This window comes from Streptomyces chumphonensis (genome assembly GCF_014779715.1).
Lineage (GTDB): Bacteria > Actinomycetota > Actinomycetes > Streptomycetales > Streptomycetaceae > Streptomyces > Streptomyces chumphonensis.
Map to the genome: position 1 here is coordinate 178,147 of NZ_JACXYU010000006.1, position 14,435 is coordinate 192,581.

Here is a 14,435-nt window from a genome sequence, read left to right on the forward strand (position 1 = left end):
GGTCAGACCACCTCCGATCTGCGGGCCCGGTGCGGGACGGGCCGCCCGGGGACATCGGGCGCCGGCCGGTGCGCGGCCGGGGCGGGCGCGACCAGGAGAGAGGCGGCCACGGCCAGGTGCAGCAGGTACGGGGAGGCGTCGCCCAGCCCGGCCTCGGTGTACGACGCGATGGCGCAGTAGCTGATGAGGAAGAGCGCGCAGGCCCGCGACAGCGACGGGGGCCGCAGCAACGCGACACCGCCGAGCACGGCGACGAACGCCGCCACCAGCGTGAGGCCCGTGGCCCCCTGCTCGTGGTAGACGGCCAGCCAGCTGTTGTCGATCGGCAGTCCGCCGAAGGACTTGTCGCCCAGGCCCGCGCCGAACAGGTACTCCGAGGTCGTCCGGGGCGCGGCCAGCAGGGCGTCCCACACCTTGGCCCGGCCGGTGAGGCTGGTGAAGTTCTCCTCGCTCTGCCCGCGCAGGAACCACGCCTGCAACAGCGGGCCGAAGCCCACCGCGGCCACGGTGGCGCACAGCACCGTCCAGCTGAAGAACCGTCGGGCGGCGGCACTGGTCAGCACGAGCGAGCCGATCGCCAGCCCCAGCCCGACGAACATGCCGAGCGTGGCCGTGCGGGTATGGGTCAGCGCGAGCAGGACGAGGGCCGGCACGATGACGAGGACCGCGCTGCGCCGGTCGGTCCGGCGGCCGAGCGCGAGCAGCACGGTGAGCCCGGTGATCACCGCCGCGTACTGCCCGATCTGCGGCGGGGTGAGCGGCCACAGCGCGCCGACCAGCCGCCCGCCGTAGAGATCGGGCAGGGCGGCGCCCGGAGAGGCGAGCGCCCCGGCGGCCACCGAGCACAGCACCACGACGTAGGCCCGGATGTGGTACCGGACGAAGGTCGGGCCGCCGTCCCACCAGCGGCTGAGCAGCCACAGCGTGGCGACGAACAGCGCCAGCCGTCCGCAGCGGAACAGCGCCCCGAAGCCGGACTCCAGGTTCGCGCTGGCGATCACGCTCGGTACCAGGAGCAGCGTGAGGAGGAACAGGTAGGCGCTGGGCCTCACCCGCACCCGGGGGTTGACGGCCAGCGCGAGCACGAACGCGGCGGCCAGCGACCCCATGGTGACCATCTGGATGAGGGAACGCGGCAGCGGGACGATGGTCTCCGCCCCGGTGGAGCCCAGGGTGTTGAGGACCAGCAGCCCCCAGGCGACGCCCACGATCCTCGGCGTGCGGTCCGCGCCCATCTCAACCACCGTCCTTCGGGCGGAAGGTGCTGCCCGCGTCCTGCCGGTACGGGGCGCCCCGCCACTGCCCGACGTCCAGCGTCCGGCTCGGGTCGTGGGCGACGAACGTCCACGGCCCCACGTAGACGTTGTCGTGCCAGCGGTTGTCCTGCTCCAGGGTGACCGCCTCGGCCACCTCCTCGCCGTGGTAGGGCGACCACTCCGGGTAGGTCCCGTAGTTCGCCAGCACCGCCATGCGGTCGCACCGCACCGTGCAGTCGAGAACGGACGGGTCCAGCACGAAGCGGTTGTGGTGGATGTCCACGCGCTGGGTCTTCCACCGGCAGTCGGAGCGGAGCGGGGCGGTGGAGATCTCCGGCTGCGCGCACCGCTCGGTGTCGTCCACGAGCAGGGTGCACTCACCGGAGGAGGTGTTGGCCGGGCTGTTGCAGAACCGGTCGGCGTTCTCCCACAGGGTGATGCCGGACCAGTTGTCCTCCAGGACGTTCCGGTAGATCTCGATCCGGTCGGTGCGGGCCGGGACGCGCGGTTCGCCACCGGACTCCGACACGTAGAGGGTCGCGTGGGGGAAGGTGTCCCCGCGTTCGGCGTGCCGCCGGCCCTCGACCCGGTTGTTCCCCCGGATCATGTTCCGGCGGATGACGGCGTTGTAGCTGGTCTCGTAGATCAGCGCGGCACCGTCGTTGTCCTCCAGGAGGTTGTCCTCGATGAGGAAGTCGTTGTTGTTGGTGTCCGCCCAGAGCCCCGGCCCCCGGTTGCCGTGCACCCAGTTGCCCCGGACGTCGGCGCCGTCGACCGCCCAGAACTTGACCCCGCCGGTGCAGCCGCAGCCGGGCCGCCGCCGCTCCCAGTCGTCGGTGTTGTTGCCCGCGATCTCGTTGCCCTCGACGACCAGTCCGCCGAGCGGGCCGTCGCCCTTGTAGGCGTTGATGCCGTACTGGCCGTTGCCGCGCAGACAGCTGGCCCGCACCTGCTGGCGGGCACCGGCCATCAGCCCGGCCCCGGAGTTGTGCTGGATCGTCGTGTGCTCGATCACCCACCCGTCGGCCGAGTCGTGGTTGACCACGCCCTCGTCGTGCGGCGCGACGAAACCCTGCACGGTCAGATGGCGCAGGGTGACGTCGCGGGCGGTGCCGCCGAACGCGTACTGGTTGGTCTCGCGGCCGTCGAGCACCGCGCCCGGCGCGCCGAGATAGCGGTTGCCCTCCTTGGGCACGACCTGGGCGTACCGGTCCGCAGGGAGCGTGTGCCGTCCCGGCCGGAGCCAGAACGTGGTGCGCGGCGGGTTCTCCCGGGTCTTGGCCGCCAGGTCGCCGGGTGCGGCGGGATCGACCGGGACGGCTCCCGCGGGCGCCGTCGCCGGGCCCGCCGCCGGTTCGGCGCACACCCGGGCGACGGACGTGGCGGGTCCGGCGGTCGGTCCCGGTCCGGGGTCCGGCGCGCTCTCGCAGCCGCTCGCCGCCAGCAGGGCCAGCGTCATCGGTGCCGCCCAGCGCCGCGACGCGCCGCCCGCGCTCCGCGCCGACGACGGGAGCGCGCGCCGGGCCGCACTCCGTCCTCCCCTCGGATCCACCACCGGCGCCCCTAGCCGTGGAACCCGAGCACGGTGGTCAACTCCGCCGAGTTGCCCGCGAACCCGGAGCCCACCAGCGTGGTGGCGGGCTCCTTGCGCCCGAAGCCGGCGGAGTACCAGCCCAACGGCGGGTCGCTCTCGCCGCGATGCGCCCGCCAGGTCAGCTCCCCGGGCAGCTCCAGGGTCGCCGAGCGCTCGGCGCCGTCCCGGGTCCAGCCGAGCCGGGCCCGGTTCCCCGTCAGGTCGGCGGTGACGGCCGGGCCGAGGTGGAAGGCCAGGCGGACGGCCCGGCGCGGGCCCCGCAGCTCGTCGACCACCCGCAACTCCCGCGTCGCGGCCGTCAGCTCCACGCTGCGGCGGTGCACGGAGCCCCGGTAGCCGTCGTGCTCGGCGCACCAGCGCGAGACCTCCGGGCCCGAGGGGTCCGCGACCAGGACGCGGCTGCGCGCGTGCCGGGTCCACAGGAACGGCCCGCCCGGAACGGACTGGTCGGCTCCCTCCACCTCGAGGGTGTTGTGCGCGAGGGTCGAGCGGAAGTACCGCCGCCACGCGGGCTGCCCGTGGTAGCAGAACGTCCCCGGGTCGGCGAGGACGTCGACGCCGTCGTGCCGGACCTCCACGGAGAGCGCGTCGGCGTGGGCGTGCGCGGCGATGGACAGGAAGCCGTGCGGACCGCCGTCGCAGCGGCACCAGATGCCCTCCGGCCCCCGCAGGACCGTCAGCCCCGCGTCGGCGAAGTGGGCCGGCCGGCTCGGCGGGCGGGAGGCGGCCGGTGCGGTGGGCCGCAGGAGCGCGGCGAGCAACGGGGTGCGGACATCGGTGCCGGTCACCGTCGGCCACCAGGGGAGGCGGCCGAAGACGGCGTCCCCGGTGGCCAGCAGGGAGCCCCACCGGTCGGTGCCCTCGCCGTCCAGCACCAGTCCGTGCCCGTCGTCGGCGTCCCCCTGGCGCGGCGGCCGTAACCGGTCGTCCACGACGGCCGCGAGGGCGTCCGTCATCCGCAGCAGGACCAGCCGCACCGAGGCCGGGACCGGTACGTCGGCGGCCTCCGCCTCCGCCACGGCCGCGAGGCCGAGCTCCAGGACCAGGCCGTGGTACTCGGTGGCCAGTTCGCGGTTGAGCCCGGAGGGGAAGGTGTTGCCGCGCAGCTGCCGATCCAGCGTCCGCAGCGCCTCGGCACGCCAGCGCGCCGAGGAGGGGAACCAGTCGAAGGCGCAGCAGGCCGCCAGCTGCCCGGCCGCCTCGGCGATGACGTGGTTGTTCGCCGAGGAGCCCCGGCTGGGGAATGCGGCCAGCCACCGCTGGTGGTGCCAGACCTGCCGGAGCGCCACCGGGTTGCGTTCGAACAGCTCGGCCGCACCCGGCCAGCCCTCCAGCAGCCTGCGGACCCACACCCAGGACAGCAGGCGGATGCCCAGCTCGATGCCGCTGGTCCAGTGCACGCCGCGCAGCGGCGCGTTGGCCGCCCACCACGAGTGCAGGTGCGCCGCCACCCGCTCGGCGTAGCGCTCCTCCCCGCTGACGGCGTAGGCGGCGGCGAGGACGGTGAGGTACTGGTGCCGCGACGGCTCCCAGATCTGCTTGACGTCCCCGATCGTCTCCTCGTCCCGGTACGGCACGTCGAAGGCGTAGCCCTCCGGAGCCCGGCGGCCCGTCTTCGGGTCGAAGAACCAGTCCGGGTCGGTCATGTCCTCGCGGGGCACGCCGAAGAACTCCGCGTGCCCCTCCATCAGCCGGTCCGCGTGGGCGAGGAGGCGCTTCGCGGCGTCCGGTGGCACCGAGGCCGCCGCCCCGGGGGGCAGGGCGGCGGTGAAGCGGGCGCCGGTGACGTCCGGGCAGCCGGGCGGCGAGGAGCGCCAGCGCCGTCTGCGCACCGTGTCCGCCACCCGGCCGCCGACCTCCCGGGGCCCCATCCGCGACAGCCGCCGCAGGTACCAGGCCGCGCCCATGCTCATCGCGCCTCCGCCAACGTCACCGGCGTGCCGGTGGCCAGGGCGGTCGGCACGGCGAGGGTGGCCGCCGTGGTGGCGACCAGCGACTCCAGCGGCACCGGCATGGGCCCACCGGTCCGCACGGCCCGCAGGAACGCGTCCAGTTCGGCACGCTGGCCCTTGTCCCGTGCCTTGGGCAACCGGGAACTGACCCACCGCTTGCGGCCGTACACCGAGGCGCGGACGAAGTCGTCCAACCGCAGCGCGCGGCCGTCCGCGACCAGGTCCAGCGTCTCCTTCGGGAAGGCGGAGGGGCCGGTCGTCACATAGCTGAGCGTGGCGGTCGATCCGCCCGGGTAGCGCAGGACGACCTGGAGGTCCTCGGTACCGGGCGTGGTGACCGCGTACACCGAGACGGGATCGGCGCCGAGCAGGTGGCTCGCCGTGTCGATGAAGTGCCCGCCCTCCCCGGCGAACCGCGACCCCTCGGTGTCCTGCCGCAGGTACCAGCTGCCGTGCTCCAGTCGGCCCGCGTTGACCAGGTAGCGCAGGCTCGCGGGCCCGGTCGGCGTGCCGAACCGCTGCGCGGCCTCGCGCAGCAGCGGCGCGAACCGGCGGTTGAAGCCCACCTGGAGCCGGTCGTTGCCGGACTCCTCCACCGCCGCGAGCACGTGCGCCAGTTCCTCCTCGGCGAGCGCCAGCGGCTTCTCCACGAACACCGCCTTGCCCGCCAGCAGCGCCTTCCGGGTCAGCTCGGCGTGCGAACTGTGGCGGGTGACCACGAACACCGCGTCGACGGCCGGGTCGCCGAGCACCGCGTCCAGATCGGTGGTCGCGTGGGCGAAACCGAACTTCCGCCGCGCGTTGGCCGCCGACAGCGCCGTCGTGGTGACGACCGTGGACAGCTCGACGCCCTCCCGCCCGGTGAGGTGCGGCAGCAGCATCGACGTCGCGTAGTTCCCCGCACCGGCGAACGCCAGCCGCACGGGGGCCCCGGCGACGCGCCGCGCCGGGGCGGGGGCCGCGCCGCGCGGCACCGGCGGCAGGGTCACCTGCGGGGGCGCGGGCCGCTGGACCTCGGCCTCCTCCGGGCGTCCGGGGTAGCGGAACAGGACGGCCACGGCCTTCAGATCGCCGTCGTTCATGCCGCGGTACGTCTCGACGGCGTCCGCGAAGTCGGCCGTGTGGGAGACGAGCGGCTCCACGTCGAGGCGGCCGCGGGCCACGAGGTCGAGGAAGCACGCCAGGTTGCGGCGCTCGGTCCAGCGCACGTAGCCGATCGGGTAGTCCCGGCCCTGGAGCTCGTACTCCGGGTCGTAGCGCCCGGGGCCGTAGCTGCGGGAGAACCGGACGTCGAGCTCCTTCTCGTAGTAGGCGTTCCACGGCAGGTCCAGCCGGCACTTGCCGATGTCGACGACCCGGCCCCGGTCCCGGCTCAGCCGGGCGGCCATCTCGACGGGCTCGTTGCCGCCGCCCCCGGCGGCCAGGTACACCTGGTCGACGCCGTGGCCGCCGGTGAGTTCGGCGACGGCGTTCTCCACCGTCGGCGAGCCGGGCCCGCCGCACGCCGCCGCGCCCAGGCTCTCCGCCAGCGCGCAGCGCGCCGCGTCGGGGTCCACGCCGACGACGCGGGCCCCCGAGGCCGTCAGCAACTGCGCGACGAGCTGCCCGATCAGCCCGAGCCCGACGACCAGCGTCACCTCGCCCAGTTGCGGTTCGCCCTGGCGCACGCCCTGCAGGGCGATCGCCCCGACGGTGCCGAAGGCCGCGTGCCGGGACGCGAGACCCTCCGGTACCGGGGCGTAGAGGTTCTTCGGCACCCAGTTCAGCTCGGCGTGCAACGCGTGCTCGTTGCCCGCGCAGGACACGAGGTCGCCGACGGCCACGTCGTCGATCCCGGCGCCGACCTGCTCGACCACCCCGCACAGCGAGTAGCCCAGCGGCGTGTAGGAGTCCAGCCGGTTCATCACCTTGCGGTAGGTGGCGGACATCCCGTTGGTCGCCACGCTCTGCGCGACCTTGGCCACCTGGTCCGGCCGGGAGCGGGCCTTGCCCAGCATCGACATGCCGGCCTCGGACACCTTCATGAGCTCGGTCCCGGTGGAGATCAGCGAGTAGGCGCTCCGGACCAGCACGCCACCCGGCTTGCACCGCGGTGCGGGCACGTCGAGCAGCGCCAGCTCGCCGCTCTTGTAGTTCTGCACAACCTGTTTCACCCGAAAGTCCTCTTGTCTCTACGTCGTCAAGGGAGCTGGCCGGACCCGGAGGTCGCGCCGCGGTACCAGTACTCGAGGGTCAGCACATGCCACAGATGCTTGGAGAAGTCGCGGTGCCCGGCGGCGTCCTCGGCGACCAGCCGCGCCAGCGCGTCCCGGCGCAGCAGCCCGGAGCGCACCAGCAGGCCGTCGTCGACGACCTCGCGCACCAGCGGGGCCAGGTCCCGGCTCATCCAGGCGCGCAGCGGGGCGCTGAAGAGGCCCTTGGGCCGGTACACGACCTCCCGGGGCAGGATCGAGCAGGCCGCCTCCTTCAGGACGGCCTTGCCCTGCCGGCCGGCGATCTTGCGGTCACCGGGCACGGCGAACGCCGCCCTGACCACCTCCACGTCCACGTACGGCACCCGTACCTCGGTGGACGCGGCCATGCTCGACCGGTCCGTGTACGCGAGGTTCAGGCCCGGCAGGAACATGCGGGTGTCCCCGAGGCACATCCGGTTGACGAAGTCGTCCAGGTCGTTGTCCTCGTAGACGTCCGCGTGCTCGGCCAGCACGTCCTCGACCGTCCCGGCCAGGTCCGGATTCACCAGGGCGAGCAGCTCCTCCCGGTCGTACATGGTGTAGCTGCGCCGGAAGGCGGTCTCCTCCGGCAGGTCGGCGAAGGAGAGGAACCGCTTGGCGAAGCGCACCGACCGGTACCCCCGCCGGGCCGAGGCGACCGGAAGCCGGTCCACGGCCGTCGACAGGCCGCGCCGCAGGGGCGCGGGGACACGCTGGTAGCGCAGTGCGAGCAGGTTCGCGAGGTGCTTGCGGTACCCGGCGAACAACTCGTCCGCGCCCATGCCCGAGAGCATCACCTTGACCCCGGCCTCCCGGGCGGCCGAGCAGATCAGGAACGTGTTGATCGCGGCGGGGTCGCCGATCGGCTCGTCCAGGTGGTACGTCATCCGGGGCAGCAGCTCCAGGACGTCCGGAGCGATCTCGATCTCGTGCAGGTCGACGCCGAACCGCTCGGCGACCCGGCGCGCGTGGCGCAGGTCGTCGGGCATCGCCTCGAACCGGGCGTCCTCGGCGCGGAACCCGATCGTGTACGCCGAGATCCCGGGGCGGTCACGGGCCGCGAGGGCCGTCAGGTAGCTGGAGTCCAGGCCGCCGGAGAGGAACGTGGCCACGGGCACGTCGGAGAGCAGGTGCCGCCGGGTCGACTCCTCGACGACGGCGGCGATGTCCGGCCGCTCCCCGCTCCGGGCCCGCTCCCGGCCCTCGGCGGCGACGTCCCGCAGGTTCCAGAACCGGCCGCGCTGCACCCGCCCGTCGGGCCGGCACCGCAGCCAGCTGCCGGGCGGCAGCTTCTCCGCCTCCCGGAACGCGCACCGGGAGTCCGGCACCCAGTAGTAGAGCAGGGAGGCGACCATCGCCCCGGGGTCCACCTCCAGCGACCGGCCGGTCCCGGCGGCGAGCGCCTTGAGCTCGGAGGCGAACGCCAGCCCCGTGCCGCGCCGCAGCAGGAAGAGCGGCTTGATGCCGAGCTGGTCGCGGGCGAGTACCAGTTCACCCGTGCGCTCGTCGAAGACGCCGAAGGCGAACATGCCGCGCAGCCGGGGCAGGCAGTCCGTGCCCCAGCGCCGCCAGGCCTCCAGCAGCACCTCGGTGTCCGAGGTGCCCCGGAAGCGCACCCCGGCGGACGTCAGCTCGGCGCGCAGCTCCGGCGCGTTGTAGAGCTCTCCGTTGTAGGTCAGGGCGAGGCCGCCGGAGACCATCGGCTGCGCGCCGGTCCCGGACAGGTCGATGACGGCCAGTCGGCGGTGTCCGAGGTGGACCTCGCCGTCGCCGAGGGCGTGGCCGTACCGGCCCGCCCCGTCCGGGCCCCGGTGGGCCAGTGTGTCCGTCAGCCGGTCGGTGACGGCCTTTCCGTCCGGCCACCGGTACGTGCCTGCGATACCGCACATGTCCTACCGCACCTCCTCGTCGCTGTCCGGAACGCGTGCCGCGCCCACCGCGAGCCGCTCTGGCCGCCGCGCTCTCCCGTTCGGCCGTGCGGTCCCCTCGTCCCGCCCGCGCGGCGCCGCCGGTGCCCCGTCCCACAGCGTGCCGTCGGTCCGGTCGCGCGGGTCGGGGTCGACCAGCACCACGCCGAGCACCGGGACGTCCTGCTCGGCGAGCTGCCGTGCCACGGTGTGCAGCCAGGCGGCGCTGCCGTGCCCGGCCCGCACGACGAGTACGGTCCGGGTGCCGAGGTGCCGCAGGTCGGTCCACGCCGTTCCGGGCGCCACCGATCCGACGCCGATCCGACGCTCGCGGGGCGCGGCGTCCGTGCCACCGTCGCCGCGGACGACGACCGGGTCCCCGGGCCCCGTTCGGCGCGAGGCGAGCTGCCGACCGGGCAGCCCGTCGACGACGACCACCGGCTCCTCCTCGGCCAGGGCGCGGGCGAGGTCCAGGGCGAGCACGCCCGTGCCGCGCGCACAGCCCAGCTCCAGCAGCGAGACCGGCTCCGCCGAGCCGCGCAGCGTGCGGGCCAGGGTCGCGGTGAGCCGCGACCGTGCCGACCGGACGCGCCGGCGCCGCCACAGTCGCGGCGATCCGCCGGGCAGTTCGGCGACCACCGACGCGCCCAGGTGCGCCGCGATGTCCCGGCGCAGCACCGGACGGTCCCCGACCACGGTGCCGACGGCCGCGACCGAGAGCCCGAGGACGAGCCCGAGGACGAGCCCGATCGCGCCGTTGGTGGCCGCCGCCTTGGGCACGGAGTGCCGCAGGGCGCGCGGGGCGTCGACGATCTGCGTGCCGGAGACGAGCTCGGCCGTGCCGATGCGCGCCTCCGTGGCGCGCCGGCCGAACGCGCCGATCTCCGAGGTGAGCTCCGCCCGGCGGGCGAAGAGGGACTCCAGGTCCGCCGGGGCCGCGGCCCCGCTCTCCGCCGTGTCGTCCTCGATCTCCTCGTTGACCTCGGTCAGTTCGTCTCGCAGCCGGTCGCGCTGGGCGAGCAGGGCCTCGGCCTCGGCGTCCGCGCTCTCGCGGATCCGTCGGACGTGGTCCGCGACGAACGCGTCGGCCAGCGCCCGGGCGCGGGCCTCCGCCTCCTCCTCGGTGCCGCCGCTCACGGTGATCTGCAGGAGGTTGTTCGTCAGGCCGAGCCCCTCGTACTCCTCCATGAACTCCTCCGGTTTCCCGGGGGAACCGAGGGACCGCAGGGCCGCGTCGGCGATCCGCGTGGTGTGCAGCAGCGCCACGTCGGTGCGGATCAGCGTGCCGGGATCGTTCGGCTGGTCCGCCTCGTGTGCGACCAGCACCTTGGTGACCGCCGTCGGCGGCGGTGGCAGCAGGGCGGCCGCCGCCGCACCGGCGAGCAGCCCGAGCAGCGCCAGGCCGGACCACAGGCGGCGTCGTCTCCGCACCGCCACGACCAGGGTCTGGAGGTCCAGCAGCGGAGCGGTGGGGGCGGGGTCCGGCGTCGTACGTGTCGTCACGTCGCGGCCCCCTTCGCGTCTTCGGCGACCGGGCGACCGGGCGCGGCGGCGTCCCGGGTGTCGGCGGCGGAGCGCGCCGGTCGGGGGCGGACCGGTCCGGCGAGGACGACCCCCACGACCTCGTGCCCGGCGTCCGCGCACGCCTCGGCGACCCCGGCCAGCTCCTCGGTGGTCCGGCTGCCCGCGCTGAGCACGACCACGGCCCCGGACGCCTCGTCGCGGTCCGGTACCCACGGCCGCGCGACCGAGACCTCCACCACGCGCAGCGCGGGGCGCCCGGTGCCCGGTGAGCCGGGGGGAGGAGCGTCGCCCGCCGTGGCGGCGAGGCGTCCGGCGGCGCTGCGGGCGACCGCGTCGCCCTCCGGGACGAGCACCAGGAGCGGCCGGCGGCCCGGCAGCCGGGCCTGGAGGCGGGCGTGCACCCGCCGGTAGCGCGCCTGTCTGCCGGTCTCGTCGCCGGAGGCCCGGGGCGTCGGTACGTCCCACCGGGTGTCGAGGCCCAGCAGTCGGCGGAGCCGGGCGCGCGGCCCGGGGTCGGCCGCCCGGGGCGCCTCCCCGTCCCGGGGCGCCGGGGCGTGCCGGAGGTCCTTCGGGTCCTCGGGGACGTCGACCGTGCCCAGGGGCGTCGTGCCCAGGGCGGCGGCGGTCTCCGGTTCGGTGCGCGGCCGACGGCTCATGCGGGCCGCGGTGAGCTGCCCGACGACCGCGGACAGGAAGAAGAGCAGGCCCCCGCCGACGACGAGTTGCGCCCGCGTGGGCGGTGCCTCGCCGTCCGGCCGGGCGGCCGGACCCATGACGACCAGGGCGGCCCGGTCCGCCACGGGGTCGGCCTCCTCCAACCGGTCACCGGCCTCCTGCAACGCGGTGCGCAGCTTCGTGAGTTCGGTGCGGGTCTGCACGCTCTCCACGCTCTGCCCGGGGTCGGTCGCCTCGGCCAGCTCGGTGATGCGCCGGCTGGTGCGCACCACCAGCTGCCGCAGCGACTCGGGCCGCTCCGCCTCGGCGGTGCCGTCGCCCGCCAGCCCCGCGGCGAAGGCGACGTACTGCCGGGCCGCCTGGTCGGAGAGCCGCTGGGCGCGTTCCGGTGTGTCGGCCGTGCCCGAGATCTCGATGATGTTGCCGTCGGCGGCCCCGGCGCTGACGTCCTCCCGCAGCTCCCGGCCGTCGACTCCGGGCCAGTCGAGTGCGGCGGCCACCTGGTCGACGACCACCGAACTGTCGGCGATCGCCGCCTGGGTCAGCAGCTCCCGCTCCTCCCACGCACCCGGCAGGACCACCGACGCCGTGGCGGTGTAGCGCGGCGGGAAGAGCACGGAGGCGCCGTAGCCGACGAGCGCCCCCACCAGGGTGAGGAGGGCGAGCAGGCGCCGCCGCCGGTATATCAACCGCCCGACCGTGGCCAGGCGTATCGTGTCCTCGCTCAACGACGCGGCCTCTTCCCCGAGCGTCCCGGGGCGCCGGCCGGCACCGGGGAGCGGTCCCGGCAGGCGGCGGCGTAGGCGGCGAGCAGCGCCGCCTGGGAGTTGCGCCAGGAGAGCGGGCCGTTGATCCGCTCCTGGCCGATCGTGCCCATCCGCGCCCGCAGTTCCGGGTCGTCCATCAGCCGTGCGATCAGCCCGGCGAACGCGGTCTCGTCGTTGGCGGGGGCGTAGAGGGCGGCGTCCGCGGCCGAGACCCGCGCCTCCCGGAGGTCGAACGAGACGACCGGCCGGCCCATCACCATGTACTCCAGGACCTTGTTCATGGTCGACACGTCGTTGAGCGGGTTGTGCGGATCGGGGGAGAGGCACACGTCGGCGGTGGACAGGTAGCGCACCAGGTCCGCGTCCGGTACGCGTCCGGTGAACTGCACGTGGTCCGTCAGCCCGAGGTGCCGGGAGAGCTCGACCATCGCGTCGAAGGTGTCGCCCGCGCCGACGAACACCGCGTGCCAGTCGGTCCGTCCGAGCTCGTCGCGCAGCCTCGCGAGGGCCCGCAGGGCGTAGTCGACCCCGTCCTGGGGTCCCATGACGCCGAGGTAGCACAGCAGGTGGGGCTTGCCGCGCTTGAGCGCGGGCTCCGGTGGTACGGGGTGGAAGCGGTCGACGTCGGGGGCGCTGCGCACCACGAAGACGTCCTCCGCCCGACGTCCGCCCCGCCGCACCGCGACGTCGCGGTAGCTCTCGTTCGTGGCGAGCACCACGTCGGCGGCCCGGTACGTCAGCCGCTCCAGCGCGCACACGGCGCGGTAGAGCACGTCCTGCCCCCGGTCGAACCGGGACAGGTACAGCTCCGGTACCAGGTCGTGCTGGTCGAAGACGAACCGCGCTCCGCGCCGCTTGAGCCACAGGGCGGGCAGGAACAGCAGGTCGGGGGGGTTGCAGGCGTGGACCACGTCGACGGGGCCGACCTTCCGCGCCAGCCGCACGGTGTGCCACAGCGCCGATCCGTACTCGCGCAGATATCCGGCGGGACCCCCGGTGGCCGCGCGCAGCGGGTAGCGGTGGATCCGCACCCCGTCGATCTCCGCCTCCGGTTCGGTGTCCCGTTTGCTCCCCTGCGGACAGATGACGTCCACCGTCCAGCCCGCGTCGCGCAGCGTCGTGCACTCCTGCCACACCCGCCGGTCGAACGGCACCGACAGGTTCTCCACCAGGACCAGCGCGCGCCGGCCGCGCCGGTCACCACTGGTCGCGTTACCAAGCAAGGCCCGTGTACCCCGGTTCTGTCTGACGCGCTTCGGCGTCGGGAAGGTGGACGAGATCGACGATCGCCGGTCCGTCGCCGTGCGGCAGGGCCGCCAGGACGGCCGGATCCCTGGTGCCGACCACGCACACCTCGGCGTGGTCGAGCACCTCCCGGACGGAACCGGCGAGCAGTTGTGCGAGGTGCGGCAGCCGGGTCTCGATGTACTCGCGGTTCGCGCCGAGCAACCGGGAGAGACTCACGTTGGCGTCGTGGATCCGCAGGTCGTAGCCCTTGCCGAAGAGCCGCTCCGCCAGTTCGACGAGCGGACTCTCGCGGAGGTCGTCGGTGCCGGGTTTGAAGGACAGCCCGAACAGGCCGACCCGGCGCTTGCCGGTGCGCTCGACCAGCTCCACCGCGCGCTGCAGATGGTCCTCGTTGGAGGGCAGCACGTGGGAGAGGATGGGCACGGAGACGTCGGCACGCCGGGCCGCGTGGACGAGGCTGCGCAGGTCCTTGGGCAGGCAGGAGCCGCCGAAGGCGAAGCCGGGCCGCAGGTAGGCGGGGCTGATGTTCAGCTTGCGGTCGGCCAGGAACACGTCCATGACCCGGTGGGAGTCCACCCCGAGGGCCTGGAACACCGCGCCCAGCTCGTTCGCGAAGCCGATCTTGAGGCCGTGGAAGGCGTTGTCCGCGTACTTGATGGCCTCGGCCGTGGGGATCGGTACGCGGAAGACCTCGCCGGGCAGGCCCTCGTACAGGGCCCGCACCACCTCGCCGCTGGCCGGGTCGAGTTCGCCGATGACGGTCTTGGGCGGGTCGTAGAAGTCCCGCACGCTCGTGCCCTCGCGCAGGAACTCCGGGTTGACCGCGACCCCGACGTCCACGCCGGCCGTACCGCCGACGGACTTCTCCAGGATCGGCACCAGCAGGTTCAGACAGGTGCCCGGGAGCATCGTGCTGCGGAAGACGACGGTGTGCCGCCCGCCCCGCTCGGCCAGCGCGGCACCGATCTGCTCGGTGACCCGCTCCAGATACGTCGTGCACAGGCTGCCGTTGGGCTCGGACGGTGTCCCCACGCAGACCAGCGACACCTCGCTCGCCCCGACCGCCTCGCCGACGTCGTCGGTGGCGCGTAACGCGCCGCTCCGCACGACCTCGGCGGTGAGCTCGCCGATGCGCTCCTCGACCACCGGGGCCCGGCCCTCGTTGACCAGGTCGACCTTGACCCGGTTCACGTCCACCCCGACGACCTCGTGGCCCATCCGGGCCAGGCACACGGCCGACACGCAGCCCACGTAACCGAGCCCGAAGACACTGACCCTCATGACCTGTTCCTCCCCACA

Annotated in this window: 9 protein-coding genes; all 9 read right to left on the reverse strand. The window is 74.4% G+C overall.

The annotated features are described in order from the left end of the window. Nucleotides 1-2 precede the first annotated feature (2 nt). Nucleotides 3-1,235: an O-antigen ligase domain-containing protein gene (locus IF129_RS14305; protein ID WP_191210010.1), complete on the reverse strand. Its 1,233-nt coding sequence runs from the start codon at nucleotides 1,233-1,235 to the stop codon at nucleotides 3-5. Between the two features lies 1 nt (nucleotide 1,236). Further along, entirely contained in the window at nucleotides 1,237-2,715 is a 1,479-nt protein-coding gene (locus IF129_RS14310; protein WP_191210011.1) for a right-handed parallel beta-helix repeat-containing protein, read from the reverse strand. Between the two features lie 104 nt (nucleotides 2,716-2,819). Continuing rightward, nucleotides 2,820-4,763 (reverse strand): heparinase II/III family protein, encoded by a 1,944-nt coding sequence (locus IF129_RS14315; RefSeq protein WP_191210012.1) that lies wholly within the window; start codon nucleotides 4,761-4,763, stop codon nucleotides 2,820-2,822. Continuing rightward, the gene (locus IF129_RS14320) at nucleotides 4,760-6,955 is read right to left on the reverse strand and encodes a bi-domain-containing oxidoreductase (protein WP_191210013.1); all 2,196 of its coding nucleotides are present in this window, start codon (nucleotides 6,953-6,955) and stop codon (nucleotides 4,760-4,762) included. The genes IF129_RS14315 and IF129_RS14320 overlap by 4 nt, the downstream gene beginning before the upstream one ends. Before the next feature lie 26 nt (nucleotides 6,956-6,981). Further along, a complete protein-coding gene (asnB, locus tag IF129_RS14325) occupies nucleotides 6,982-8,904 on the reverse strand; it encodes an asparagine synthase (glutamine-hydrolyzing) (RefSeq protein ID WP_191210014.1) in 1,923 nt (640 codons plus the stop codon). Nucleotides 8,905-8,907: 3 nt separating this feature from the next. Further along, complete coding sequence (locus IF129_RS14330; protein ID WP_191210015.1) at nucleotides 8,908-10,425, reverse strand: Wzz/FepE/Etk N-terminal domain-containing protein; 1,518 nt, start codon at nucleotides 10,423-10,425, stop codon at nucleotides 8,908-8,910. Beyond that, the gene (locus IF129_RS14335; protein ID WP_191210016.1) at nucleotides 10,422-11,849 is read right to left on the reverse strand and encodes a polysaccharide biosynthesis protein; all 1,428 of its coding nucleotides are present in this window, start codon (nucleotides 11,847-11,849) and stop codon (nucleotides 10,422-10,424) included. Before IF129_RS14335 ends, IF129_RS14330 begins: the two co-directional genes overlap by 4 nt. Next, nucleotides 11,846-13,111, reverse strand: a complete 1,266-nt coding sequence (locus IF129_RS14340; protein ID WP_191210017.1) for a glycosyltransferase family 4 protein — start codon at nucleotides 13,109-13,111, stop codon at nucleotides 11,846-11,848. Before IF129_RS14340 ends, IF129_RS14335 begins: the two co-directional genes overlap by 4 nt. After that, on the reverse strand, nucleotides 13,101-14,417 hold the full coding sequence (locus IF129_RS14345) for a nucleotide sugar dehydrogenase (RefSeq protein ID WP_191210018.1): 1,317 nt from the start codon (nucleotides 14,415-14,417) through the stop codon (nucleotides 13,101-13,103). Before IF129_RS14345 ends, IF129_RS14340 begins: the two co-directional genes overlap by 11 nt. Nucleotides 14,418-14,435: the final 18 nt, after the last annotated feature.